The 24,150-nt window shown below is 41.2% G+C and carries 21 protein-coding genes; 15 read left to right on the top strand and 6 right to left on the bottom strand.

The window, feature by feature from the left end; genetic code table 11:
- Positions 1-23: 23 nt before the first annotated feature.
- Both flcA and HNP77_RS09395 read left to right on the top strand, forming a co-directional pair.
- Entirely contained in the window at positions 24-3,830 is a 3,807-nt protein-coding gene (flcA, locus tag HNP77_RS09400; protein ID WP_184652936.1) for a periplasmic flagellar collar protein FlcA, read from the top strand.
- The gene (locus tag HNP77_RS09395) at positions 3,827-4,459 is read left to right on the top strand and encodes a diacylglycerol/polyprenol kinase family protein (protein ID WP_184652935.1); all 633 of its coding nucleotides are present in this window, start codon (positions 3,827-3,829) and stop codon (positions 4,457-4,459) included. The genes flcA and HNP77_RS09395 overlap by 4 nt, the downstream gene beginning before the upstream one ends.
- 15 nt (positions 4,460-4,474) lie before the next feature.
- Here HNP77_RS09395 and HNP77_RS09390 read toward each other — a convergent pair whose 3' ends face one another.
- Entirely contained in the window at positions 4,475-5,305 is an 831-nt protein-coding gene (locus HNP77_RS09390) for a hypothetical protein (RefSeq protein WP_184652934.1), read from the bottom strand.
- 141 nt (positions 5,306-5,446) lie between these two features.
- On the opposite strand from HNP77_RS09390, the gene HNP77_RS09385 reads away from it, so the two are divergent.
- The 3 genes from HNP77_RS09385 to ndk all read left to right on the top strand — a co-directional run bounded on the left by HNP77_RS09385 (position 5,447) and on the right by ndk (position 8,024).
- Positions 5,447-6,151: a DUF2259 domain-containing protein gene (locus HNP77_RS09385; RefSeq protein ID WP_184652933.1), complete on the top strand. Its 705-nt coding sequence runs from the start codon at positions 5,447-5,449 to the stop codon at positions 6,149-6,151.
- A 211-nt stretch (positions 6,152-6,362) separates the two neighbouring features.
- Positions 6,363-7,523, top strand: a complete 1,161-nt coding sequence (locus HNP77_RS09380; protein ID WP_184652932.1) for a lipoprotein TP_1001-related protein — start codon at positions 6,363-6,365, stop codon at positions 7,521-7,523.
- A 54-nt stretch (positions 7,524-7,577) separates the two neighbouring features.
- On the top strand, positions 7,578-8,024 hold the full coding sequence (gene ndk, locus HNP77_RS09375) for a nucleoside-diphosphate kinase (RefSeq protein ID WP_184652931.1): 447 nt from the start codon (positions 7,578-7,580) through the stop codon (positions 8,022-8,024).
- A 62-nt stretch (positions 8,025-8,086) separates the two neighbouring features.
- Here the strand turns inward: ndk and HNP77_RS09370 are convergent, their stop codons facing one another.
- Positions 8,087-8,830 carry a hypothetical protein gene (locus HNP77_RS09370; protein WP_184652930.1) on the bottom strand — a complete coding sequence of 248 codons (744 nt, stop codon included), beginning with the start codon at positions 8,828-8,830 and terminating at the stop codon, positions 8,087-8,089.
- A 180-nt stretch (positions 8,831-9,010) separates the two neighbouring features.
- Between HNP77_RS09370 and rsxC the strand changes: the two genes are divergently transcribed.
- The 9 genes from rsxC to HNP77_RS09325 all read left to right on the top strand — a co-directional run bounded on the left by rsxC (position 9,011) and on the right by HNP77_RS09325 (position 18,416).
- Positions 9,011-10,327 carry an electron transport complex subunit RsxC gene (rsxC, locus tag HNP77_RS09365; protein ID WP_184652929.1) on the top strand — a complete coding sequence of 439 codons (1,317 nt, stop codon included), beginning with the start codon at positions 9,011-9,013 and terminating at the stop codon, positions 10,325-10,327.
- A gap of 13 nt (positions 10,328-10,340) precedes the next feature.
- Positions 10,341-11,405, top strand: coding sequence for an RnfABCDGE type electron transport complex subunit D (locus tag HNP77_RS09360; RefSeq protein ID WP_184652928.1), 1,065 nt, complete (start codon positions 10,341-10,343; stop codon positions 11,403-11,405).
- Positions 11,402-11,998 (top strand): RnfABCDGE type electron transport complex subunit G, encoded by a 597-nt coding sequence (locus tag HNP77_RS09355; protein WP_184652927.1) that lies wholly within the window; start codon positions 11,402-11,404, stop codon positions 11,996-11,998. Before HNP77_RS09360 ends, HNP77_RS09355 begins: the two co-directional genes overlap by 4 nt.
- The gene (gene rsxE, locus HNP77_RS09350; RefSeq protein WP_184652926.1) at positions 11,995-12,621 is read left to right on the top strand and encodes an electron transport complex subunit RsxE; all 627 of its coding nucleotides are present in this window, start codon (positions 11,995-11,997) and stop codon (positions 12,619-12,621) included. The genes HNP77_RS09355 and rsxE overlap by 4 nt, the downstream gene beginning before the upstream one ends.
- The gene (locus HNP77_RS09345) at positions 12,618-13,196 is read left to right on the top strand and encodes an electron transport complex protein RnfA (protein WP_184652925.1); all 579 of its coding nucleotides are present in this window, start codon (positions 12,618-12,620) and stop codon (positions 13,194-13,196) included. The genes rsxE and HNP77_RS09345 overlap by 4 nt, the downstream gene beginning before the upstream one ends.
- A 20-nt stretch (positions 13,197-13,216) precedes the next feature.
- Positions 13,217-14,023, top strand: a complete 807-nt coding sequence (locus HNP77_RS09340) for an RnfABCDGE type electron transport complex subunit B (RefSeq protein ID WP_184652924.1) — start codon at positions 13,217-13,219, stop codon at positions 14,021-14,023.
- A 285-nt stretch (positions 14,024-14,308) separates the two neighbouring features.
- Positions 14,309-15,391, top strand: a complete 1,083-nt coding sequence (locus HNP77_RS09335) for an ABC transporter substrate-binding protein (protein ID WP_184652923.1) — start codon at positions 14,309-14,311, stop codon at positions 15,389-15,391.
- Positions 15,392-16,843: a sensor histidine kinase gene (locus tag HNP77_RS09330; protein ID WP_184652922.1), complete on the top strand. Its 1,452-nt coding sequence runs from the start codon at positions 15,392-15,394 to the stop codon at positions 16,841-16,843.
- Positions 16,836-18,416, top strand: coding sequence for a response regulator (locus HNP77_RS09325; protein ID WP_184652921.1), 1,581 nt, complete (start codon positions 16,836-16,838; stop codon positions 18,414-18,416). Before HNP77_RS09330 ends, HNP77_RS09325 begins: the two co-directional genes overlap by 8 nt.
- Positions 18,417-18,423: 7 nt before the next feature.
- On the opposite strand, the gene HNP77_RS09320 is transcribed toward HNP77_RS09325, so the two are convergent.
- The 4 genes from HNP77_RS09320 to HNP77_RS09305 form a co-directional block, all read right to left on the bottom strand.
- Complete coding sequence (locus HNP77_RS09320) at positions 18,424-19,488, bottom strand: ABC transporter permease (protein ID WP_184652920.1); 1,065 nt, start codon at positions 19,486-19,488, stop codon at positions 18,424-18,426.
- A gap of 2 nt (positions 19,489-19,490) precedes the next feature.
- The gene (locus HNP77_RS09315; protein ID WP_184652919.1) at positions 19,491-20,576 is read right to left on the bottom strand and encodes an ABC transporter permease; all 1,086 of its coding nucleotides are present in this window, start codon (positions 20,574-20,576) and stop codon (positions 19,491-19,493) included.
- Positions 20,573-22,087 carry a sugar ABC transporter ATP-binding protein gene (locus HNP77_RS09310; protein ID WP_184652918.1) on the bottom strand — a complete coding sequence of 505 codons (1,515 nt, stop codon included), beginning with the start codon at positions 22,085-22,087 and terminating at the stop codon, positions 20,573-20,575. Before HNP77_RS09310 ends, HNP77_RS09315 begins: the two co-directional genes overlap by 4 nt.
- A gap of 115 nt (positions 22,088-22,202) precedes the next feature.
- Positions 22,203-23,156 (bottom strand): substrate-binding domain-containing protein, encoded by a 954-nt coding sequence (locus HNP77_RS09305; protein WP_184652917.1) that lies wholly within the window; start codon positions 23,154-23,156, stop codon positions 22,203-22,205.
- Positions 23,157-23,450: 294 nt separating this feature from the next.
- On the opposite strand from HNP77_RS09305, the gene HNP77_RS09300 reads away from it, so the two are divergent.
- Positions 23,451-24,083, top strand: a complete 633-nt coding sequence (locus tag HNP77_RS09300; RefSeq protein WP_184652916.1) for an adenylate kinase — start codon at positions 23,451-23,453, stop codon at positions 24,081-24,083.
- Positions 24,084-24,150 lie beyond the last annotated feature (67 nt).

Here is a 24,150-nt window from a genome sequence, read left to right as displayed (position 1 = left end):
TTGCGGAGTATAATCATAGACAAATGCCAGGATTAAGCCAGCTTCAGAAGTTAAACTCAGACTTATTAAATCTCGGAGACGAAGTAAAGATTCGCGCTGCCCGCAGTGAAAAGGCAGTTACAGTTCCGATTCCAAGAAACATAGAAGATATAGACGACTCAGAAGATTTTAAATTCGGTCTTCCTGTCCTTTCTGAAGAAGACCAGGCTCAGGCTGACGCAGCTGCTGCTGAACTGGAACGGGAAGCCAATGACTTCTCTGACTTTCTCGGTGAAGAAAACGAAGACTCCGACACACCAAAAGAACAGAAACCTTCCGAACCTGCGGCACCGGATATGTCAGACATCATCGGTCCTGCTGCAGACATGGATATAAGCGACTTCGACTTAAGTGAATTTGAAGAACCTGAGCCGCCTAAAGAACCTGAGCCGCCAAAAGAAATACCGATTGAAGACCTTGACCTGGATGCCCTGCTGGCACCTAAAGCAAAACCGGAACCAGAGCCTGAACCGGAGCCTGTTCCAAAAGCAAAACCAGTTCAGAACACAAGAAAAACCTCCAGTCCTCAAAAAGTTCCTGACAGCGACGCAGAAACAGATGCCCTTCTTGATTCAATTCTATCTCCTCAGAAACCTTCAGCAGACCAGCAGTCAGCAGACGACCTTCTGAACGGACTTGGAGTACTTGATGAGCCGGAAGAACCGGGAACAATTGAGGAACTCCCGGAACTTGAAGATCTTGATGAACCGCTTCCAGAAGAACCGCAGAGTGAACCTGCCGCACCGGAAACTTCAGATACATTTACAGACACAGATTTTACGGACGATTTAAACACGGAACTTCCGTCCCTTGATGAATCAGCATTTCAGGAGAACCTTACAGTTCCGGAAGACATACCGGCTGACATACCGAATGACATTCCGGATTTCAATACTGATTTCACCACAGACACAGGCTCAGACTTAAATGCAGAGACTGCTGACTTCAGTGATGACTTTTCAATGCCGCAGGAACCAGAGCCGGCTCAGGATATACAGGACACTCCGGATTCCGGTATTACAGATTTTTCTCAGGACACGGAAAACAATCCTTTTGCAGAATTTGACCTTGAACAGCCTCAGGAATCTGAAAACGGCGGCATAATAAACATGAACGAAGGCCTTCCAAGCGAATATGCTGAAATGCCTGAACCGAAAACTTCAGAACCGGAACCAGAAACTGAAATAACGGCAGAAGATACAGCTGAAGTTCCAGCTTCAGAACCGGACACACCTGAAACTTTTGACTTTTCTGACAGCAGCCTGCCTGACATGAACGATCTTCCGGATATGAATGATCTTCCGGATACAAACAGCCTTCCTGACACGGGTGATACAGCAGCTGATTCTTCCCTTCCTGAGTTTGATACAACCGGTCTCGACGGCATGGATCTGGATACCGGTTCCCAGGATTTTACTCCCAACAAACTGCCTGAAGACAGTGATACTCCCCCTGACATAGGAGACATGTTCTCTTCCGGCAGCGGAGAAGACTTTACCGTTACAAACTACGAAGGCGGTTTTGACGGAAGAACAAAAGCTCCTGATGAAACAGATTCTGTTCCAGACGAAGACAATACTCCTGTAGAAACCTTTGATACGTCTGCAATGGACGGTCTGGATTTTTCAAATGAAGAAAACACAGGCATGCCGACAGACTTTGAGCTGGGCGGAATTACCTCAACGGAAAGTGATGATGACATATTCAACATTCCGGGCTTCTCTGATACCGTTACGGCGGACCTGAATAAAAAACCTAAGCAGGTTCATACTGCAGTACCGGAAGAAGACGAAAGGGGAAAGCCTAAAAACTCCTTTACAGATGCTGAATACAAGAAATTTCAGAAAAACCTCGCTTCATATCCCCTTAACGTTCGGATTGCACTGGAAGATCTCGTCGTAAAAAACGAATTCACAGACGATGCAGTATTCGAGATTCTTGAAAAAGTCCTCCGTAAAGTTCCTGCAAGAACTCTTGCCGCAGAACTTGAAAAAATGATGGACATTCATCTGGAAGTACCGAGGGATTTTGAGCACCGCAGCGCCGCCGAATATGCAGCCTACAAGCAGTCTCTTGAATACCAGCTGAAAAACAGAATCATTCCTGGAGCAATCATAAGTACTGCCGCAGCAATAATGATTTTCTGCATTTTTGTCCTTACAAATACATTCATCTATAAACCTGTAAAAGCATGGACCCTTTACAGGGAAGGTCTGGAACTTCTTAACGAAGAGCAGTATTCCCTTTCTGAAGATAAATTTAATCAGGCTCTTGTTTATGATCCGGATAAAGACTGGTTCTTTACCTATGCCCAGGCTTACCGCAAACACAAACAGTACGACAGGGCACGTATGATGTACCGTGCAATACTCCAGCGCTACGACCATGACCGCAATGCCGGTATCCAATGGGCAGAAATGGAACTTGACGACCTGTACAACTATGAAGAATCAGAACGCATTCTCAAAAAAGATGTTCTTGTCTACAACATAAATGATAAAGACGCCATCCTTCTTTTAGGTGATACATATCTTGACTGGGCAACGGAAAAAGATCCTGAACAGTACAGGCATGCGCTTGAACAGTATAACCGTTACGAACAGTTCCACGGTGCTACAGATGACTGTGAAAAACGTAAGATGCGTTACTTTATCCGCACTGATGACCTGCGGACTGTTCTTCAGTACAGGGAACACTTTACCAGTAAAGAACATGCAAAAGCTTTAGGCTCAAAAGACCTTACTGAACTCAGCGGTTACCTTCTGGACAAACGCTACGGCAAGCTTAAGCCGGCAGAAGAAAGTCTCCGCGGTTATATAGAAGATCTCCGCAAACTTCTTGAAAAAGCTGTTGATGCAGATGAAAACAATCCTGTTGCCCTTTACAATCTGGGACGCTATTTTGTTGAAACTAAAAATGAAAAGGCTGCCATCGGAATACTCACCTATGCAGAAAATGCCTTTGAAAAACAGAAAAGACGCAACAAGAGGGATACTTACAAATTCATAAACACATACCGGCTTTTAGGAGAACAGTATACCAGTCAGAGGGACTTCCAGATTGCAGAAGAAAAGTATGCAAAAGGAATCGACCTTTATGAAACAGAACACCGTTCAAGTAATTTTGAAAGCGATGAAAACACAGGCCACCTGTATGCAGATTATGCAGACCTCAACTATTTTACTGCTCAGGAATATGATACGGCTCTTACAAACTATATAAATGCCGTAGAAAATAAATATGACACTTCCGAAGTAAGATACAAGATCGGCTACATCAACTACTCAAAACAGAAATACCCGGAAGCCCTGGGTTCATTCATCAAGAGTCATGAAACCAATTCTGATGACACTCACCTGCTTCTGGCCCTTGCAAATACTCTGGCCCAGAACACGGACTATTATGTAGCAAAAGGATATTACGAGCGCCTTATTAAAATACTTAATGCCCAGCGCTCAAAATGGGGAGAACTGTTCCCGCAGACCAGGGATGACCAGAATGACATTGCCGACACTTACATGAAAGCTACAAACAACCTTGGCGTAATACTTTCCAGAACCGCAGCACAGACCGGTGATTCTGAACTTAACGGGCAGGCTATCGTAAACTTCCAGGAAAGTCTCAGGGCATGGGATTCACTTACAAGAAATCCTGATACAATGATAAGAATGGAAGGTTCAAATCTTGCAGAGCAGAACATAAAATATCTTATTAATGACTATGCAGTTTACGAACCGGAAATTTATACGGAGATTCCAAGAACCCTTACTTCGGAAAAAGAGATTAAATGACAATCAGGCGGCGCTTAAACGGAATTCTTTCACGACAGAAAATCAACACGATTACAAAGGAAGTATTCCGTAAATCAATACATCTTTGCAGTTCCTTCGTTCCATTCTTTCTCAGCCTTGCTTACAGGCCTGTCATCGTTCTACTGATACTTGCAGTAATTTTTTACTCTGTCTGTGAAATTCTCAGACTCAAAGGCTACACCATTCCCCTTATAACGGAAGTAACGACTGCAGCAGCAAGAAAACGGGATGAAAATAAATTTGTAAAAGGACCGGTTACCCTTTGTACAGGCATTATATTGACAGCCCTTCTTTTTGATTCTGTAAGTTCAACTGTGGGAATTCTGGCCCTTGCCTTCGGAGACGGACTTGCAAGTTTATGCGGAAAGCTTTTCGGAAAAGTAACGATACCCTTTACCCAGGGAAAGACAGTTGCCGGAAGTCTTGCCTGCTTTACGGCAATATTTATATCCTGTGCGGCAGTCTGTTATTACTGCGGAATTGAAGGAAGCGGAAAAGCCCTGATCATTGCCGGAACGGGAATGCTTATCGAAGTAATGCCCCTTAAAGACATGGACAACATAATAATTCCCATAACCCTGGGAGCCCTTTTCTCTTTTATCGCCTGACTGCTTTCAGTTTTTTTATCTCCACTTATAAAGATGATGAAGCCCCTTCATGTAACGGAAACTGCCAAATGCAAAAAGAGCAGTTCCTGCTATGAATATTACATAATTATCTGCTCCGCACAGAAAGAAATATCCGGAACTTAAAACAATAAGTCCCACAAGTATTCTTATATAGTCTGATGAACCTTTTACAACGGAATAATATATGAGGGAAGATACAGCTCCCAGGACAAAAACTATGCGCACTGTTGCAAGCACTGAAGGAAAACCCCAGCCAAGAGTTAATATGGAGGTTCTTATTTCCGTATTAAGAGGATAATAAACTCCCAGGGTAGCAGAAACAAGCACCATTATAAGAACATTGCGCAGAATATTCTGGCGCTGGTCCCATTCAAAAAACACCGTAGAAAAAAACAGGCTTAAAGGAGCAAGTATTCTTGAAGCAACTACAAGACGCGTAACTATTTCAAATGTAAGCCGGTTTCCCTGAACGGACGGCATTGCAGCAAGCAATATGCGGCTCTGTTCTGCAAAACAGGAACAGATAAAAACCATAAAAAATATTACCTCAAGAGCCTGAGTTTTCTCAAAAATCCTTAGGATTAAAATGCTTTCCAGAGCAGCGGCAAAAGAAAACATAAGTATTGAAAGACAGACTGCAGTTATACTCGGAGTAAAGAGTTTGTTAAGACCAAGTATATATACGTCACGGACCACTTTTGAATCCGGAAAGCGGATCAGGCCTTTTGCCGCACAGACAAAATAAAAAATGAGGTTAAGAATAAAAAAAACAATAGTGATACAGTTTATAAAAATCAGTATCCTGTTACGGGTATTAAGAGTCATATAAATAAAGATAAATCATGAAAAACATTTAGGCAACCTCTAAGAATGCAATTTACTTACGCACTTACGAAGAAAAAAACATAAAGTCATTTTTTTTAATGCCGATAATCCATAGGAGAGACCTTTTCGGGAGGCTAGGATATGAAAAGATTTTTTATGATTGCAGCAGCAGCTTTGATTTCATTATCACTTTACGCAGGAGATGCAGCTGTTTATGAAGACCTGGGATTTTCGCAAGACGGAAAAACATACCTTTTCGGACAGTACGGCAAGACTGACAAAGACTTTCAGGGATGGGCAGAAATATACACAGTTGATGTAGCAGAAAACGATTATGTAAAGAATGAAGTTTACAAAACAGACCCGAAAGAACTGGCAAAGGATGCTTCCGGAAAACAGGCTTTCAATACCCTTCTCGAGCGTACAGAATGGAAGCGTTCAAAGTATAAGGCGCATCCTTCAAAGCCGGAAGAACTTCTGTACCTGAGAGAAACTGACAGCAAGAAATCTACTGATGAAATTGTATTCAGGGACTTTGAAAGCGAAGCAGAAAGATTTTACAGAATTCAGCTGGTTCCGGAATACGAAGGTTCAGGAAAAAACGTCCGCTCTAAATATTACATCGATGTAAAACTGACGACAAAAGACGGAGGCATTCTTGACAGATGGAAGGTAGGAACTCCGGACCTCAAAAGAAAAGGAATTACTTCCTATCTCATCGACAGGATTTTTACCAGCAAAGACAAGGAAAGTCTGGTCATTGTAGTTCAGAAAACCCTGGAAGATGATAAGGGTACTTCCATCCGTTACATGGTAGAAACCCTCAGGTTTACAGGAAAGAACTGATAAATTAACAGCTTAAAAAAACATCAGGGACCGTTTCTGACGCTCCTCCTGAACCAGAACAGATAAAGTTCAGATTCAGGAACACTACAGCAGTTCAGGGCGGTCTTTTTCTTTTTAAAACTTTTTTCTCTGTTTTGTGTGGATTTTGAAAAAACGATGAAATTTATATATATGAAAGCTTTCAGACTATATTTCATCATTGGGAGTAATCATGAAAAAATTCACGCAATCAGTATTCAAAACCCTGCTGCCCTCTGCAGCCATAGTATCTTCAGTCCTTATGGTTATTACGCCTTCCGGATGTCATTCCGTAACAGAAGGACTTACTTTTCTTGAAGGAGATTTTTCTACACCGCAGATTTCTTCATTCACCCTGACAGGCACTGAATCAGCAGAAATTTCCTTCTCAAAAGAAATATCACAAATAAACGCTGACATTTTCAGAAAACACAATCCTGAAGAAAAAATATCAGCATCAGAATTTACAAAAACAGAAGGAAACTGCATCAGAATCAGATTTTCTGAAAAAACAAAAACCGGCTGCGCATACGTTATGGAAGGAAGTGCTGCCGACGGCAGCGGAAACTCCGTAACTTTCAGCATTCCGTTTACAGGCTGGAATGAAAATCCGGCAGTCCTTGTGTTAAATGAAGTACGAAATTCCTATGGCACAGTAAAAGAAAACGGCTCCAGTATTCACAAAACAGAATTTGCAGAAGTATTCGTCCTAAAAGGCGGTAACCTTAGCGGGCTTGAAATCTGCAGCCTGTGCGACGGAGAAGAAAAAAAATATGTTTTTCCACCGGTAGAAGTTTCTCAGGGGGAATACATTACAGTCCACATGAGAACTCCGGAAAATACAGCTTCCTGTCCTGACGACGGAAAAGGAACCGTTAACGAAACAGGAACAGCTCTTTCTCTTTCTACCCATATTGATTCCTGCGACAGGGCAAGAGACTTCTGGGCAGAAAATACAAAAACAGTTTTTGCAGATACTGACATTATCATGATAAGGGACGGCTCTAAAATATACGACTGCCTTTATTATGCAAAAAGTTCCTTTGAGGGCTGGAAAGAAAAGCTTGCACCTGAGGCGGAGAAAATACTCAATTGCAAACTATGGGAAGGAGAACCGGTCTGCTCCGATGCAATAACAACGGCAGCAACCGGCAGAAGTTTTTCAAGACAGAACCTTAAAGAAATAAAAAAGGCGTTTTCAGAAGAAGAAAATAAAAGTGAATTTACAATCCGTAATTCCAGAAACAGCTGGCTCATAACGGCAGACAGCGGAAGCGGTAAAAATAAAGTTACAGGAGTTACTCCCGGTTACGAAAACTCTTCCAGCGAATACCGGGCCAGGGCAAAAAACTAAATTTTCCGGACTCTTATAGACTAGAAACCTGATTTTTGGCATAATTTTTCCACTATGAGTACAAGATGTTTTACAATGTTAAAGCCTGGAATCTTAAACCGCAGGCTTGTTGGCGAAGTTATCAGTCGCCTCGAGAAAAAAGGCCTCAAACTTATAGGCCTAAAGCTGATGAACATCAGCACTGAACTTGCACAGGAACATTATGCTGAACACAAAGGCAAGCCTTTCTATGACCCGCTGGTTGACTACATTACAAGCGGACCTGTTGTTGCAATGGTATGGCAGGGCGACGACTGTGTTACTTTAGTCAGAAAACTTGCCGGTTCAACAAAACCGTCTGACGCACAGCCGGGAACAATACGCGGAGACTTCTGCGTTCATACATCAAACAATGTCATTCACGCAAGTGACAGTGATGAAAGTGCAGTACGCGAAATCAACCTTTTCTTTAAGCCGGAAGAGCTTATAGACTGGGAAGATCAGGCTGCAATCTGGTACTGACGGAATTAAATCCGTACATACAGAACAAAGGGCTGTTCAAAAACGAACGGCCCTGTTTTTTTTTATTTTGATTTTTTTGAGGAAGACTTTTTTACGGCAGGCTTTTCAGCTGAAGTTTTTCTGGAAACCGTCTTTTTAGAAGCCGGCTTTTTTGTTTCCGATTTTTTTGCCGTAGTCTTTTTAGACTCTGCTTTTTTACTTTCTGCTTTTTTAGGACTGCCTTTCTTTGCTGAAGTTTTTTCAGCTGCAGGCGGACGTCCGCCTTTTTTTCCGTTTTCTCTGGCAGCGGCAGCTTTACTGAGACTGGTTTTACTTCCTAAAATTCTTGCTCCGATTTTTCCGTCAACATCAACATTCTGAAGAAGCCACTGCTGCATTTCTTTATGGGACAGTTCATTTATGGAAGCAATTTCATTTATAAGGACTTCTGCAAACTCAAGACGGATACCCACATTCCGTTCAAGAAAAGGATTGCTTGTATCAGCTGCTGCCTTCTGTATTTTTCTTAAACCGTTTATTGCATTTCTGCAGGAAGAAGAAATCTGCTCAAGAAGATGAGTATCATCATTTTTTGTAGAAAAATTATCACGATACTCCATCAGGGCTTTCTTTATATGAGGATGCCTGTCAGTCAAATCATATTCCGTCTTATCCTCAATTGTAGATAAAAGTAAAGTAAGATTAGAATCTACAATATTCAAATCAAAAAGTTCCGCAGAAGATGCACTGCCGGAAGTTTCAAGCCTTGCGATTTTGTTTTCTACATAATCCAATAAAACCTTAAGTTCTTTTACTTCAACTTTCATACCTTTAAATATAACCAAAGATTTGACATTGTAAACCCAAAAGTCAGTTTTTTTACAAAATACGTCAAGTTAAGGCAAGTTCACGCAAGTTTACTCTTAAACAAATTAGCTTTAGCTAACCTTAAATAAAGCAAGGTTTATAATGAAAAAAAATTTATAAGGATGTATAATAGAAAAGTTATGAAAATGCACACATTTAAAGGCGGAATACATCCGCAGGAAATGAAGGAACTTTCAAACAGATGTGCAATCACACCGTTTTTTCCTTCCAGCAAAACAGTCACAATACCGGTAACAATGGGAGGAGCTCCAAATACCCCTCTTGTAAAACCGGGAGATTCAGTAAGCAGGGGACAGATTATTGCAGACGGCGACAGGCCTATGAACTGTCCGGTTCATTCCTCTGTATCGGGAAAAGTCAAGAAAATCCAGAACTGTCTTGTAACAGGCAACATGCAGGTTCCATGCATCATCATTGAAGCAGATGAAGAAAACAGAACCAGCTTCATGGAACCCCTTGATCCTTTTACCTGCGAACCGGAAAAGGCACTTGAACGCATCAGAAACGCAGGAATAGTCGGAATGGGAGGTGCAAGTTTTCCTGCACATATAAAACTCAATCCTCCTGCTGACAAGGAAATTCTTTATGTTCTTGTAAATGCAGCTGAATGCGAACCATACCTTACCTGCGATGAACGCACTCTTCAGGAAACTCCGGAAAAAGTAATAGACGGACTTGCAATAATACTTCGTCTTACGGGAGCAGCAGGAATCATTGCCCTTGAAGACAACAAAGCCTACATAAAGCCCCTTCTTGAAAAAGAAATAGAAGCAAAAGGATACGGAGATGATATAAACATCTGCATCGTAAAAACAAAGTATCCCCAGGGGTCTGAAAAATTTATCGTAGAATCCTGTCTCGGAGTTGAAATTCCAAGCGGAAAGCTTCCTGCAGATGCGGGCTGCATAATTTCAAACGTAGGAACCGTATGTGCCATCAGCGATGCCTTCAGACTGGGCATGCCGCTTATAGAAAGAGCCCTTACGATTTCAGGAGGAGCAGTAAAAACTCCGTGCAATGTACGGGTACCAATTGGAACGCTTGTAAGCGAGATTGCTGCTGACAATGTAAGCGAAGACTGCGTAAAAATAATTTCCGGCGGACCGATGATGGGCTTTGCCATGAGCAGTATGGATTTTCCTGTAGCAAAAGGAACCAGCGGCGTTACTTTCCTTACGGAAAAAGAAACATTCCTTACAAACGAAAACCAGTGCATAAGCTGCGGAAGATGTGTCTCAACATGTGCAATGCACTTAAGTCCGGTTCTTATTGTCCGGGAACTTGATGCCGGCAACATAGACAAAGCAAAACGATTCGGCCTCATGGACTGTATTGAATGCGGCTGCTGTGCATTTGTATGTCCTGCAAACATTCGTCTTGTCCAGAGATTCAGACTCGGAAAAGCAATCGTTCGTTCACAAATGGTAAAAAAATAATCCGGAGAAAATAATGAGTCAGATTCATATTTCATCCAGCCCTCATTTTACGCTGGGCTCTTCAACACAGAAAATAATGCTTTGTGTTCTTATAGCAATGCTCCCGGAGGTTGCATACGGAACATATCTGTTCGGACTTCACGCCCTTGCCGTAGTTCTTGTATCTGCAGCAGGCTGTATTGTTTTTGAAGCCCTGTTCCAGATTCTTACAAAACAGAAGGTTGTTGTTTCAAACCTTTCTGCTGCGGTATCAGGAGTACTTCTTGCCCTTGTCCTTCCTCCTTCCACCCCTTTATGGATGGTTTTATGCGGAGACCTGGTTGCAGTCGTAATAGCAAAAGGTCTGTTCGGCGGAATCGGAAGCAACGTATTTAACCCTGCTCTTACAGGAAGGGCGTTTTTATTTATAAGCTTTCCTGCTGCAATCGGCTCTTCATGGACTCTGCCAAAGGGAGTTGATGCCGTAACTTCTGCAACAAATGCAGATGCAGTATCTTCCGCAACAGTTCTTTCACAGATAAAGTCAGGAGCCCTTGTTCCTTCAAAAAGCGACTGGCTTGATTTCTTTATCGGAACAAAAGCCGGCTGTATCGGAGAAACCTCTGTAATGCTTTTACTTGCATCCTTCCTCTTTCTTCTGATTACACGAATAATCGACTGGAGGGCTCCTCTTGCAATGATTGCTACTGCAGCCCTTTCAACCTTCATTTATTCTTCAGCCTCAGCCGCAAGTTTCATGGCAGGAGCAAAAGATACCCTCACTGCCCTTCTTACCGGAGGTCTTGTTTTCGGTGCAGTCTTCATGGTAACAGACTATGCAACGACACCAGTTACAAAACCGGGACGTCTCGTATTCGGTTTCGGATGCGGACTAATAACCTTCCTCATAAGAAACTTCGGAGGATATCCGGAAGGAGTAATGTTCAGCATACTCATCATGAATGCAGTAGCACCGTTCCTCAATAACCTGACACAAAGAATGTACGGCTACGGAAAAAAAGGCCACAGGCTTCCTGAACCAAAAAAAATCGTACAGACTTTTGATCTTACAAGTGCAAGGGAGGAAGAAGTAAAATGAAAGAAAAAAACGGTATTTTTTCTATGGTAAAGCTCGGACTCATTCTTGCTGTATACGCATCAGTTTCCTGCTTTGTTCTTGCACTGGTCAATAATTTTACCGCACCAAAAATCAAGCAGAATCAGATTGAAAAAATTAATTCGGCAATGAAGGAATTCTTTCCTGATGACGGATATGTCTTTGAGGAAGTAAAGGATTTCGAGCAGTCTGCCCGGGGAACTATTAAAATCGAAAGCGTTTACCTGGCAAAAAAAGACGGAGTAATCGAGGGCGGTGCAGTTCAGGTTTCAGGACCAACCTATGACACTGCAACAATTTTTGCAGGAATAAGAAAAGACGGAACGATACAGGGAATTAAATTCCTGAAGCTTACGGATTCTCCGGGATTCGGTCTTAAAGCAAATGATCCGACTTATACACTGAGTAAAAGCGGTCTCACTTTTTACGGACAGTTTGAAGGCATGAATGTAAATGACGGCTTTACCGTCAACGAAACTTTTGAAGCTATAAGCGGTGCAACAATTACAAGTGCCGGAATCGGTACACTTCTGTCAGAAGGAAGTGCATGTCTTCTCAAGGAGTTTGCAAAATGAACAGAAAAATACAGATACTTACCAACGGATTTGTAAAAGAAAATCCGCTTCTCGTCCTTAACATAGGACTTTGCTCTTCTCTTGGCGTAACCACAAGTATTTTCAACGGACTTGGAATGGGAATGGGAATGCTGTTCGTACTCCTTATGAGTGAAATCGTAATAAGCATTCTGAGAAAAAACATTCCGTCTTCAATAAGACTTCCTGTTTTCATCATCATCATTGCAGCCTTTACTACAATAGTTCAGCTCGTGCTTAATGCATATATGGAAAGTCTCTATGACGCACTGGGAGTTTTCCTTCCGCTCATAGTCGTAAACTGCATCATTATGGGACGTGTTGAATCTTTTGCTTCAAAAAATTCAACAGGTGATTCTATTCTTGATGCCCTTGGAATGGGTCTGGGTTACACCTTCGTTCTTCTCATCATCTCTTTCCTCAGGGAACTTCTGGGCGGAGGAACGCTTCTTTCCGGAACACCGTACATGGTTACCCTCATACCGGAAAATTTCCGCTTTGGAATTTTCAACAGTGCACCGGGCGGCTTTCTTGCCTTCGGATTTTTAGGAGCACTTGTTCAGGGATTAAAAAACCACAGGGCTGCAAAGGGGGCTTCTAAATGAGCGATATGATTCAGCTTTTTATAAAATCAGCAATTGTAGATAATGTTGTTTTCATTCAGTATCTTGCAATCTGTCCTTTTATCGGAATGACTTCTGAAACTGGAAAAGCAACAGGCATGGGTCTTGCAACGACTTTCGTAATCATTCTTGCAACGGCAGTTACGTGGCCTCTGTATAAATTCGTAATGATTCCCCTGGGGCTGGAATTTCTTCAGACACTGTTTTTCATTCTTGTAATTGCCTCCCTTGTTCAGCTTGTAGAATTCTATCTTAAGAAGTCAGCACCTGGACTTTACAGTTCCATGGGAGTTTATCTTGCCCTCATTACAACCAACTGTGCCGTACTTGGAGTTACAATCAACTGCATCGGAAAAAACTACAATTACGGACAGAGCATCATTTATGCTTTGGGTGCTGCAGCAGGATTCCTTCTGAGTATGGTAATCATGAGCGGAGTAAGAAGCCGTATTAAAACTGCAAGAATTCCTGCAAGCTTTAAGGGAACTCCAATCCTTTACATTGCAGCCGGTCTTCTTTCTCTGGCATTCCTTGGATTCAAGGGATTGATAAAATAGTCAGGAGTTTCGAGGTTAAAATGAATACAATCATCTATACAATTTTAGTTGCATTATTCATTGGGTTTATCTTAGGCATGCTGCTTGGACTTTTCAAAAAAATCTTCGCAGTTAAAGTAGATCCTAAAATTGAAGAAATACGTGCTCAGCTTTCCGGAGGAAACTGCGGAGGCTGCGGATATGCCGGATGTGATGCATTTGCTGCTGCAGTTGCAAAAGGAGAAGCACCGGTTACAGGCTGTGTAGCCGGTGGAGCTGCCTGTGCTGCAGCGCTTTCAAAAATCATGGGAGTTGAAGGCGGTTCTCTTAATCCTAAGGTTGCTTTCCTTGCCTGTCACGGAACAAAGGAATGTGCCCTGGACAAATGCATTTATGAAGGAGTCCAGACCTGTAAGGCCGCAGAACTTTCTGCTCACGGAACAAAAAAATGTGCTTTCGGCTGCATCGGTCTTGGAGACTGTGTGGAAGCCTGCCAGTTTGGTGCTCTTTCCATGGGTCCTGAAGGACTTCCTGTTGTTGACAGAAGTAAATGTACAGGCTGCGGTAAATGTGTTAAAACCTGCCCTAAGCATCTGTTCATTCTTATGAATGCAGATACAAAAGGAAGCATTGCCATGTGTTCCTGCAAGTCTGACAACAAACCTCAGATCAGAAAAGACTGTACCAGCGGATGTTTCAAATGCGGAATGTGTGCAAGAAAATGTCCGGAACAGTGCATTGATCTTTCTTCAGGAATACCGGCAGTTGATTATGCAAAATGTACCAGCTGCGGAGAATGTATAAAAGCATGTCCTGACAAAGTGCTTCATCTTTTCCAGGAATTATAAGATAAAAGGGGATGTCCAAAAAGTATGAGTCATTGTCGTGCTCGCCACCCTGTCATTGCCGTGCTCGACACCCTGTCATTGCCGCACTCGACACCCTGTCATTGCCGCACTTGATGCGGCAATCTCATGCAGGGTGATTTTCGGGTCGCGCCCGAAAATGACACTTATAAAAAGTTGTTGACAGCCCGAAAATGACACTTTTTAAACTTATTGGTCATCCCCTTATTATTTAATAAAACTATCATTGAAAAACATCAATTTTTAATTGTAAAATATTACTTAATCATGAAACGTATTCCTAAAAAAATCATCATTATTTTCATCACTGCAGCAGTTCTTCTGGCAGCTTCAAGACTTTTCTTCCTTAAGAAAACCTTTTCATTAAAATCAAAAGAAAGCTCAAAAAATGAAAAACTCATTCTTGGATTTTCACAGATAGGTTCAGAAAGTGCCTGGAGAAGCAGAAATACAGAATCAATTTTTGAAGCAGCAGAAAAAAACGGAATACAGATTATCTTTAAAGATGCTCAGCAGAAACAGGAAAATCAGTTAAAAGCCATACGCTCCTTTATCGTATGTCAGGTAGACGTTATTGCTTTTGTTCCAATAATAGAAGACGGATGGGACAATGTCCTGCAGGAAGCAAAAGATGCAGGCATTCCCGTAATACTTGTAGACCGGCAGATAAAATCAGATCCTTCACTCTACGCAGGTTTTATCGGAGAAAATGGAATCGAGGAAGGAAAAAAAGCCGCAGAATTTCTATGCAGAAAATTCTCAAAACCTCATTATGACAATTCAGGACGGACAGGTTCAAAAATAACTCCTAAAAAAGAAATCAACATTCTGGAACTTTCAGGAACCCATCACTCTTCAGTAGTAATAGAAAGAGCTGAAGGTTTCCGCAATGTAATGAAAAACAATCCGGAATTTAAAATAACTGCAACAATTGACGGAGATTTTTTACGTTCCAGGGGAGCAGAGATTACAGAAAACCTCATCAGAACTTCAGTTCTTAACGGACAGTTCCGCACTGACGGACTGTATTACAACAATAAAAAAATTGATGCAATTTATTCCCATAACGATTCAATGACGCTGGGGCTTTTAGAAACCATAGGTGCTTACGGAATAAATACAGAAAGTACCGTCATCATTTCTGTCGATGCAGAACAGAAAAGCATAGACGCACTTAAAGAAGGCCGGCTGAACTGTGTAGTGGAATGCAATCCAAATCTTGGACCGATTCTCATGGAACTTGTAAAGCAGATTGCAGAACAGAAAAAAATTCCCCGGACAACATATATTGAAGAAACCGTCTTTACTGAAGATGATGATTTTTCAAAGTATACACCGAGAGGCTACTAATTGAAAAAACGGATTTTAAAACGCACGCTCCAGCTCTCTTATCTGGTACTTGTCTTTATCATGGCAATACCGTCTGTATATTCCATAATTGTTTCACAGATTCACACCCACCGTTACAGCAGAATCATTTCAAATGTAAGTCTGGCAAACAGAATAATCAATACTGCAAAAATTGAAATACCAAATGAACTATGGGAAATAATCTGCGGCAAGAAAAAGTTTGACTACGGAATGCAGTACATCATGATGAATGAAATTGCAGAGGGAATAAATCAGATGCTTCCGGAATGTCAGTGCAGCGAAAGTGAAGAAAAACTTTTAATTGCCCAGAGAGCTCAGGCTACCCTTCTAAGAAACATAAACAATCTGAGCAGTAAAATGAAAGCAGGAAGCACTGTTCAGGAAAACGAACATGCACTGGATGATATCAGAACAATTACAGCACTTTTCTCTGACATCATGCAGGAATTCATCGTTACGGAAATAGAATCCGGAAACAAGACAAACATCTCTTTCAGAAACTCTTCCGTAATACTTTCAATCATCCAGATCCTCATAACAATATCAGCAATCTGCATATCAATCAAAAGCTACTTTACAGTATCAGGTGCAATTCAAAAACCAATCGCCGACATGGAAAGACTTTCTACTAAAGTTGCCGGCGGAGAACTGACTGCAAAAGTTGAAATTCCCAATGTTGAAGAACTGGATAAACTGGCAGTAAACCTGAACACAATGACAGAACAGATAGACCTGCTCATGAAGAAAAATGTTGAAGAGCAGAAAAATTTTCAGAAAGCAGAAATGAAAGCTCTGCAGGCTCAGATAACTCCTCACTTTCTATACAACACTTTCGATACAATCGTATGGCTTGCAGAAGAAGAAAAGACTGATAAAGTTGTAAAGATAACAAAGGCTTTTTCAGACTTCCTGAGAATTTCTTTAAGCCGCGGTCACGAATGGATTACAGTCCAGCAGGAACTGGATCACATAAAAAATTATCTGACGATTCAGAAAATACGTTATGCCGACATTTTAAATTACGAAATCAAATCTGATCCCGACCTCATGAATTTTAAAATGGTAAAACTCATTCTTCAGCCTCTCGTAGAAAATGCAATTTATCACGGAATAAAAAACAAGAGGGGCCGGGGTGAACTTTCTGTTACCGTAAAGTTTTACGATGAGGAAAAAACATCCATATTTTTTGAAGTAGCAGATAACGGTGCAGGATTTTCAGAAGAACGACTTGCAGAAGTACGTCATGAACTTAACGCCGCAGATTCAGACACAGAAAAACTTTCCTCGGTTTACGGAATGTACAACGTAAACAAAAAACTCAAACTTTATTACGGAAATAAAACTCAGGGACTTATGATACAATCAGAAAGAAACAAAGGCTCAAAAATTTCCTTTATAATTCCATGTCAAACCGGAGAAGAAAATGTATAGCGTATTCATAGTTGATGATGAACCAATTGTACTTGACGGAATAAGATCCAGAATTGACTGGGAAGCAAACGGTTTTACTTTTGCAGGAGAAGCAGGAGACGGAGAAATCGCACTTTCCATGATTCATGAAATAAAACCTGACATCCTTATAACGGACATAAAAATGCCTTTCATGGACGGTCTGCAGCTGGCACAGGAAGTAAAACGGACCCAGCCATGGATTAAAATAATAATTCTTTCCGGCCATGATGAATTTGACTATGCAAAGAAAGCCATTTCAATCGGAATACAGGATTACATTCTTAAGCCTTTTACGCCGGAAGAAATTACTGCAGGACTGAAAAAAGCAGCCGGTGAAATTGACAGGGAACGCAGGCAGTTTTCTGACATAACAAAAATGAAGGAAGAATTAAAATCCAAAGAAGCGCTTATAAAAAAAGAATTTCTGAATAATCTCCTTCACGGTTCCGCAGACATGAATACAGTTATGGAAAAATGCCAGGAACTGGGAATAAACCTTCTTTCAAGATGGTACAAGGTCATCATCAGCCGTATAGACAGCAAAAGCGGCAGCCAGCAGAATCAGCAGCAGACCTGTTCACTTCTTAATTCCTACTCTGCAAGCTGGGAACAGGCCGTATCGTTTTTCCATCATTCAAATCTTCTGGTCTGTATTTTTAAAGGAAGCACACAGGAGGAACTGGACGAAAACGTCTATAGAACCGCTGAAACAATTTCTCATATTACGAGTAAGAACGAAGACTGTATGTGTGTCACGGCAATAGGAATCACTGTCGAACATCTTTTTGAACTGAAAGATTCCTATGAAGACGCAAAGAAAATTCTCGCAGCACAGCCCCATGAAAAGGAAAACAGGATAATAAGTTCCGAAGACCTTAAGTCCGAAAACAGTCAGATACTTGAGCTTAAAGAAACGGATCCTTTTATAGACAGGCTGAAGTATGCAGGCAAGAACGACATAAACGCAATCATAGAAGAATCCATGACCCTTGTAAGAAAAAATCCCGGCCAGTTCAAAGTGTTTGCCTCCTATCTTCTTGTAGACCTTATATTTGAAGTTTCAAAGCTTATAGAAAACTTAGGGGGAGATATAAAACAGCTGAAACCGGAACTCCTTCAGAGAAGTTTTATAGACGAGGCAGTTCTTAACGAAAAGAACCTGACGGATCATATCGAGACCCTGCTTAATTTTGCCCTTGAATACAGAAACTCCAGAATAACCGGAAAATATGCAGACGTTATTTTCAAGGCAAAAAAATATATCGAAGAAAATTATGCCGATCAGAACACAACGCTTACCACGGTTGCACAGGCAGTGGCAATGAGTCCGAATCACTTCAGCACGATATTTTCACAGGAATGCAAATCTACTTTTATTGAATACCTTACAAACGTTCGCATAGAAAATGCAAAAAAACTTATGCGGGAAACAGACATGAAAGGCTATGACATCGCATATGAATGCGGATTCAGTGACCCGCACTACTTCAGTTACATATTCAAAAAAAACACGGGGCTTACACCCCGTGAATATAAAGCTACACTAAGCTGAATATTTTTTATGCTGCGGACCCCAGCTTCTTTTTTCTGTAAGAAAGTATGACACTTTGAAGGAGAATAAAGAAGCACAGCATAAGACCTGTTGTAATACTCTGCCAGTATGGTTCCCTGAGGCCTGATGCAACTACAATGTTGCTGATAGTCTTAAGGGACATTACACCAAACAAAGTTCCGATAATACTGCCCACACCTCCGGACAGTAAGGTTCCTCCGATAATCGAAGAAGCTATAGCCTGAATTTCTGCCTGCGTTGCATTTGAAGCATTTCCTGCACCTGTATGAAGAAGATATACAAAACCTGCAATTCCTGCTAAAAGACCGCAGATAAGATATGCAAAAAACTGAGTGCGTTTTACGTTAATACCCAGCATGAGGGCACTTTCACTGTTACCGCCCACAGCATAAAGATTACGTCCGAACCGTGTCCACTTAAGTACGAACCAGCATACAAGAACAACGGCAATCATTATAAGAACTCCCAGCTCAACATATGCCGGAATAAAATTACCGTTCTTTGCATATGAACCGAGGAAAGGAATATCAAGATAGAAATCCTTGAGCTTTACAAACAACTCATTCGTAGCAGTTCGGGGAACTTTACTTACAATAGTCGTCATTCCACGTGTAAAAAACATTCCTGCAAGAGTAACGATAAAAGGCTGAATCTTAAGGTATGCAACAAGGAATCCCTGTACGGCTCCTATGGCAAGACCGATTCCAAGAGCAATAAGAAGAGAAGAAAATACACCGCCTCCATGATCTTCCATAAAGACAACAGAAGCCATGGTAATCAGGGCAATGCTTCCGCCTACAGAAATATCTATTCCTCCTGTAATCATTACAATTGTAAGTCCGCATGAAATGATTATAAGGTAAGCATTATTATTGAACAGGTTAAAAAACTGCTGAGGATTAAGAAAACCTCCGCCCCATACAGCCATGGCAAAAACATACATGACTACAAAAGTACATATGGTAATCGTCAGAAGCAGCGCCGTATTTGACAGCGGATGACGTTCTCCTTTTTTAGAAAACAGATTCTTTATATTTGAAGTAAACGACATGACTACTTAACCTCCTTTACTGCTTTTGAAGCCATTGCAGCCGAACAGCGTGCACGAAGTTTCTTAAAAAGTTCCTTGACAACAGGAGAACCTATAACAACAATTGCAACTATTACTGCAGCCTTGTAAGCCTTTACGGCAGTAGAAGAAACTTTCATTGCATAAAGAGTAATAGTAAGGGACTGAATTATATAGGCACCTATTATCGATCCTGCCAGTCTGAATTTTCCGCCGCCCAGAGAGTTTCCGCCTATTGCAACGGCAAGAATGGCATCCATTTCAATATCAATGAGAATCGTTTCGTGATTGATAAGACCTATACGGCAGACATTCATCGAGCCTGCAATTGCAACACAGATTCCAAGAACAACAAAGACAATAAGCTTCATGAATACCGGACTGATACCGTTTAATTTTGCAGCCTTTTCATTAATACCTACTGCCTGAAGATACAGACGTAACGTAGTAAACTTAAGCAGAAGCATCATAATGACAATGAAACAGATTACAATAAGTATAGGACTAGGAACTGCAATACCCGGTATAAAACTGCCAAGATAATTCAACAGGGGGCTTTCTACGTTAGGGGTTGCTCCTCCATTAATCCAGTAAGCAATCGGTCGTCCTGCAGTATACAGAATGAGGGAAGCAATCATAGGCTGAATGCCGAACTTTGCAATGAGTATACCGTTGAACATGCAGAACAGAATTGCAACAATACATGCAAGCAGAAGACCGCCGATAATTATTCCCGGAGTAATCGTTCCTGAACGGAGTATTTTTACAAAAACACTTCCTGCAATTGCCGCAACGGCACCGATAGAAATATCCTGTCCTTTCGTTGCTGCCGTTACGAGTGTCATTCCTATAGAAAGAATTACAAGCTCAGAAGCACCGTTTAAAATACTTACAAGGTTTCCGGAAAGAACGGAGTTTCCCATATTATTCTGCTTTATTGTAATCGCAAAAAATGAAGGATCCCTTATAAGATTAAATATTACCAGAAGAAGCAGTGCAAAAAGCGGAATTGCAAGCTGAGACTGGGTAACCTTTTTTAATATATCCGAAGTTTTTGTTTTTAAAGTCATTTTTTTACACTTCCTCCTGCAATCGTACGCATGATTGTATCCTGGGTAAGTTCATCTCCCGTTAATTCACCTACAATGTTTCTGTCCTTCATTACTATAAGACGGGAACATACTGTAAGCATTTCCTGAATTTCAGAAGAAATAAACGTTACGCTTACACCTTTTTCTGCCAGCTTAAGAACCTGTTTCTGAATTTCAATTTTTGTACCGACGTCAATACCGCGTGTCGGTTCATCAAGAATAAGATACTTAGGATTAGTCAGAAGCCATCTTGCAAGAATTGCCTTCTGCTGGTTTCCGCCGGAGAGGGACTTGATAGGTGTTTCCTGAGATGCAGTTTTTATTTCAAGAAGCTTAATATATTCATCAGCAATACGCTCTGATTCTGCTTTCGATATCGGCTTAAAGAATCCGCGCAATACCTGAAGTGCCAGAATAATATTTTCCCTGACAGAAAGATCCTGAATGATTCCGTCTCCTTTTCTGTCTTCCGGAAGATAACCGATTCCGTTTTTCATTGCATCCTTAGGCTTTAAGATCTTTACATTTTTTCCTTCGATTTTTACCCGTCCGCCGGTAACTCTGTCAGCTGCAAAAACAGCACGTACGCTTTCACTTCTTCCGGAACCGAGGAGACCTGTAAAGCCGTTTACTTCACCCCGTGCAATCTTAAAGTCAAAAGGCTTTACTCCTTCTGCACTGGAAAGCCCTTCAGCCTCATAAACGTAATCGTCCTTTGCACTTGTGTTTTTCTTTTCGTTTTTCAGCTGGGAAATATCATCAAGACTCTTACCGAGCATTGCAGAAATAAGTTCTACCCTCGGCATGTCTTTAATAGCATATTCCCCAACAAGTTCACCGTTTCTTAAAACAGTAATTCTGTCACAGACTTCATATACCTGTTCAAGAAAATGAGTGATAAATATAATTCCTACTCCGCGGGACTTTAAATCACGCATCAGAGTAAATAAAAGTTCAACTTCACGTTCATCAAGGGATGATGTAGGTTCATCAAGAATAAGAACCTTACAGTCCATGTCTACAGCTCTTGCAATTGCTACCATCTGCTGAACGGCAATGGAACAGGTACCGAGCTGCTGTGCCGCACGTGCAGGAATGTTAAGGCGCCTGAGAATTTCATCTGCCTTTTTTTCCTGTGCATGCCAGTTAATAAAATGATATCTGCCGCGTCCTATAAACATATTTTCTGCTACAGTTAAATTAGGACATAAAGTAATTTCCTGATACACAGTACTGATACCTGCATTCTGTGCATCCTGAGGAGAACGGATCTGAGCTTCACCCTCACATCCGTCTATTTTAATCTGACCTGAGTCTTTTATATGAACACCGGTAAGAACTTTTACCAGCGTAGATTTTCCTGCTCCGTTTTCCCCCATAAGAGCGTGAATTTCACCTCTGCGCAGAGTAAAATCCACGTTATGCAGCGCACGCACACCAGGAAACTCCTTGCAGATTCCACGCATTGTCAGAATAACATTATCTTCCATAACTCTCATTTCCACCTTTTTTAGCTGGTTCAAAAAAAAAGCGGCGTAAAATATGCAGAAAAAACGCACACCTTACGCCGCAAACCTTCACGTCAGGTTTGCATACAGAACCGGATTAATCTCCAAGTCCGTATGTATCAATATCAGCCTGAGTGATTGTCTTTGCATCAAATCCTTTTTCAGGATTGATAACTTTCTTTGCAGCAACATTGCCGCTCTTAATCATTTCGTCAATCTTTGCAGCCTGGAATGGTGAGCACTGACCGTCATAGTTCCAGTTGCCTTTAAGAAGTTCGCGGAGAGCCCACTTGTTGCAGTCAAATCCCATTACGATTACATCACCGTTTACACCGTGAGTGATTCCTGCTTCGTCAAGAGCTGCAACGGCACCTTTTGCCATACCGTCATTCTCTGCATAAATTACATTGAATTTGTCACCTGAGTTAATTACAGATTCAACGATTTTCTTTGCTTCTGCTTCATCCCATGTAGCTGTCTGCTGAACAACTTTTTTCATTGTTCCTTTAGTAAATTCAGCTTCAAGGGCACCTGTACGTCCAATCTGTGCATCAGATCCCATTGCACCCTGGATATGGATTACACGATATTCAGGAAGTTTCTGAGCCTTAAGCCATGCAACAGCAGTTTCACCTTCATTTGCCATGTCAGAAACAACTGCAGCTTCATACAGTTTTGCATTTACATTAAGCATGCGGTCAAAAAGGAATACTTTGATTCCTGCACGTTCAGCCTGTTTGAGAACTGATTCCCAACCGTCAGTAGCAGCAGCAGAAATAAGAAGATAGTCAACCCCGTCAGTAATGAACTGAGAAGCAGCTGTAAGCTGTTCATCATTCTTTATACTGTAATAGGTTTTTGTTTCATAACCATTTTCTTTTGTAAATACATTGGCAAAATCTGCAACGTTAGCTGCACGATATCCTGATTCAGACGGAGGGTTATTAATGATACCAACTTTAATAAGTCCGCCGCTTTTCTTGTTCTTGTTACATCCCATAAAACTTACGGCACACAGAAGTGCCATAGCCAGAGCCATCAATTTTTTCATCGAAAATTCCTCCTTTTTCGACATTTTTATTTATGGCTTTATAGTAAGCCCGGCAACCGTGATTTTGAATGCAATTTCTTAAGTTTTTGAGTTGATTTTTTTTATAGAAATACTTTTTATTCCTCCTTTCCTGATAAAAAAGTTAACTTTCTTACTGTAAAAGTTTAATTTTTTACGCCGGTTTTTCACAAAAAAACACAGGATACATTCTAATTGCACAGAGACAGAAATAGGGGTAAAATATAAGGAATAACCGCTTGATGCGGAGTATTTTTATAGGAGATTTAATAAAAAATGAACTTTATCTTTTTAGGTCCACCGGGTGCCGGAAAAGGAACCCTTGCATCTCAGGTTGCAGAAGAATATGGAATTCCACAGATTTCAACAGGAGACATCTTCCGCGAAAACATTAAAAACCAGACTGAACTTGGAAAAAAAGTAAAGGCAATCATGGATGCCGGAGGACTGGTCAGCGACGACGTTGTTCTTGAAATCGTAGAAGACCGCCTTAAGAAAGATGACTGCAAGAAAGGATTCATTCTTGACGGATTCCCGCGCACGATTCCACAGGCAGAAGCTTTTGAAAAACTCGGCATTGATGTAAAAGTTGTAAATTTTGAAGTAAACAATGACCTTATCATAGCACGCCTCTCAAACCGCCGCGTATGCAAAAACTGCAAGGCAAACTACAACGTAAAATTCATGCCTCCGAAGGTTGAAGGCAAATGCGACAAATGTGGCGGAGAACTCTTTACCCGTGAAGATGACAAACTTGAGTCAATCACTAACCGTCTTGAAGTATACCGCAAGGAAACAGAACCGCTGATCGACTTTTACCGCAAACTGAATAAGATGACAGACATCGACAGTGCCCGCGATTCGGCAGAAGTTCTTGTTGACTTCAAAAAACTTTTCCCTGCAAAATAAAAAACTGTTCACAGGGCAGTAAAATCCACGCTTTATTTTCATAAAGCGTGGATTTTTTTTATTAAAA

It is taken from the genome of Treponema rectale, assembly GCF_014202035.1.
In the GTDB taxonomy this organism is placed as follows: Bacteria; Spirochaetota; Spirochaetia; order Treponematales; family Treponemataceae; genus Treponema_D; species Treponema_D rectale.
Note: the sequence above shows the minus strand (reverse complement) of the source record. Positions and strands in the feature narration are given on the sequence as shown.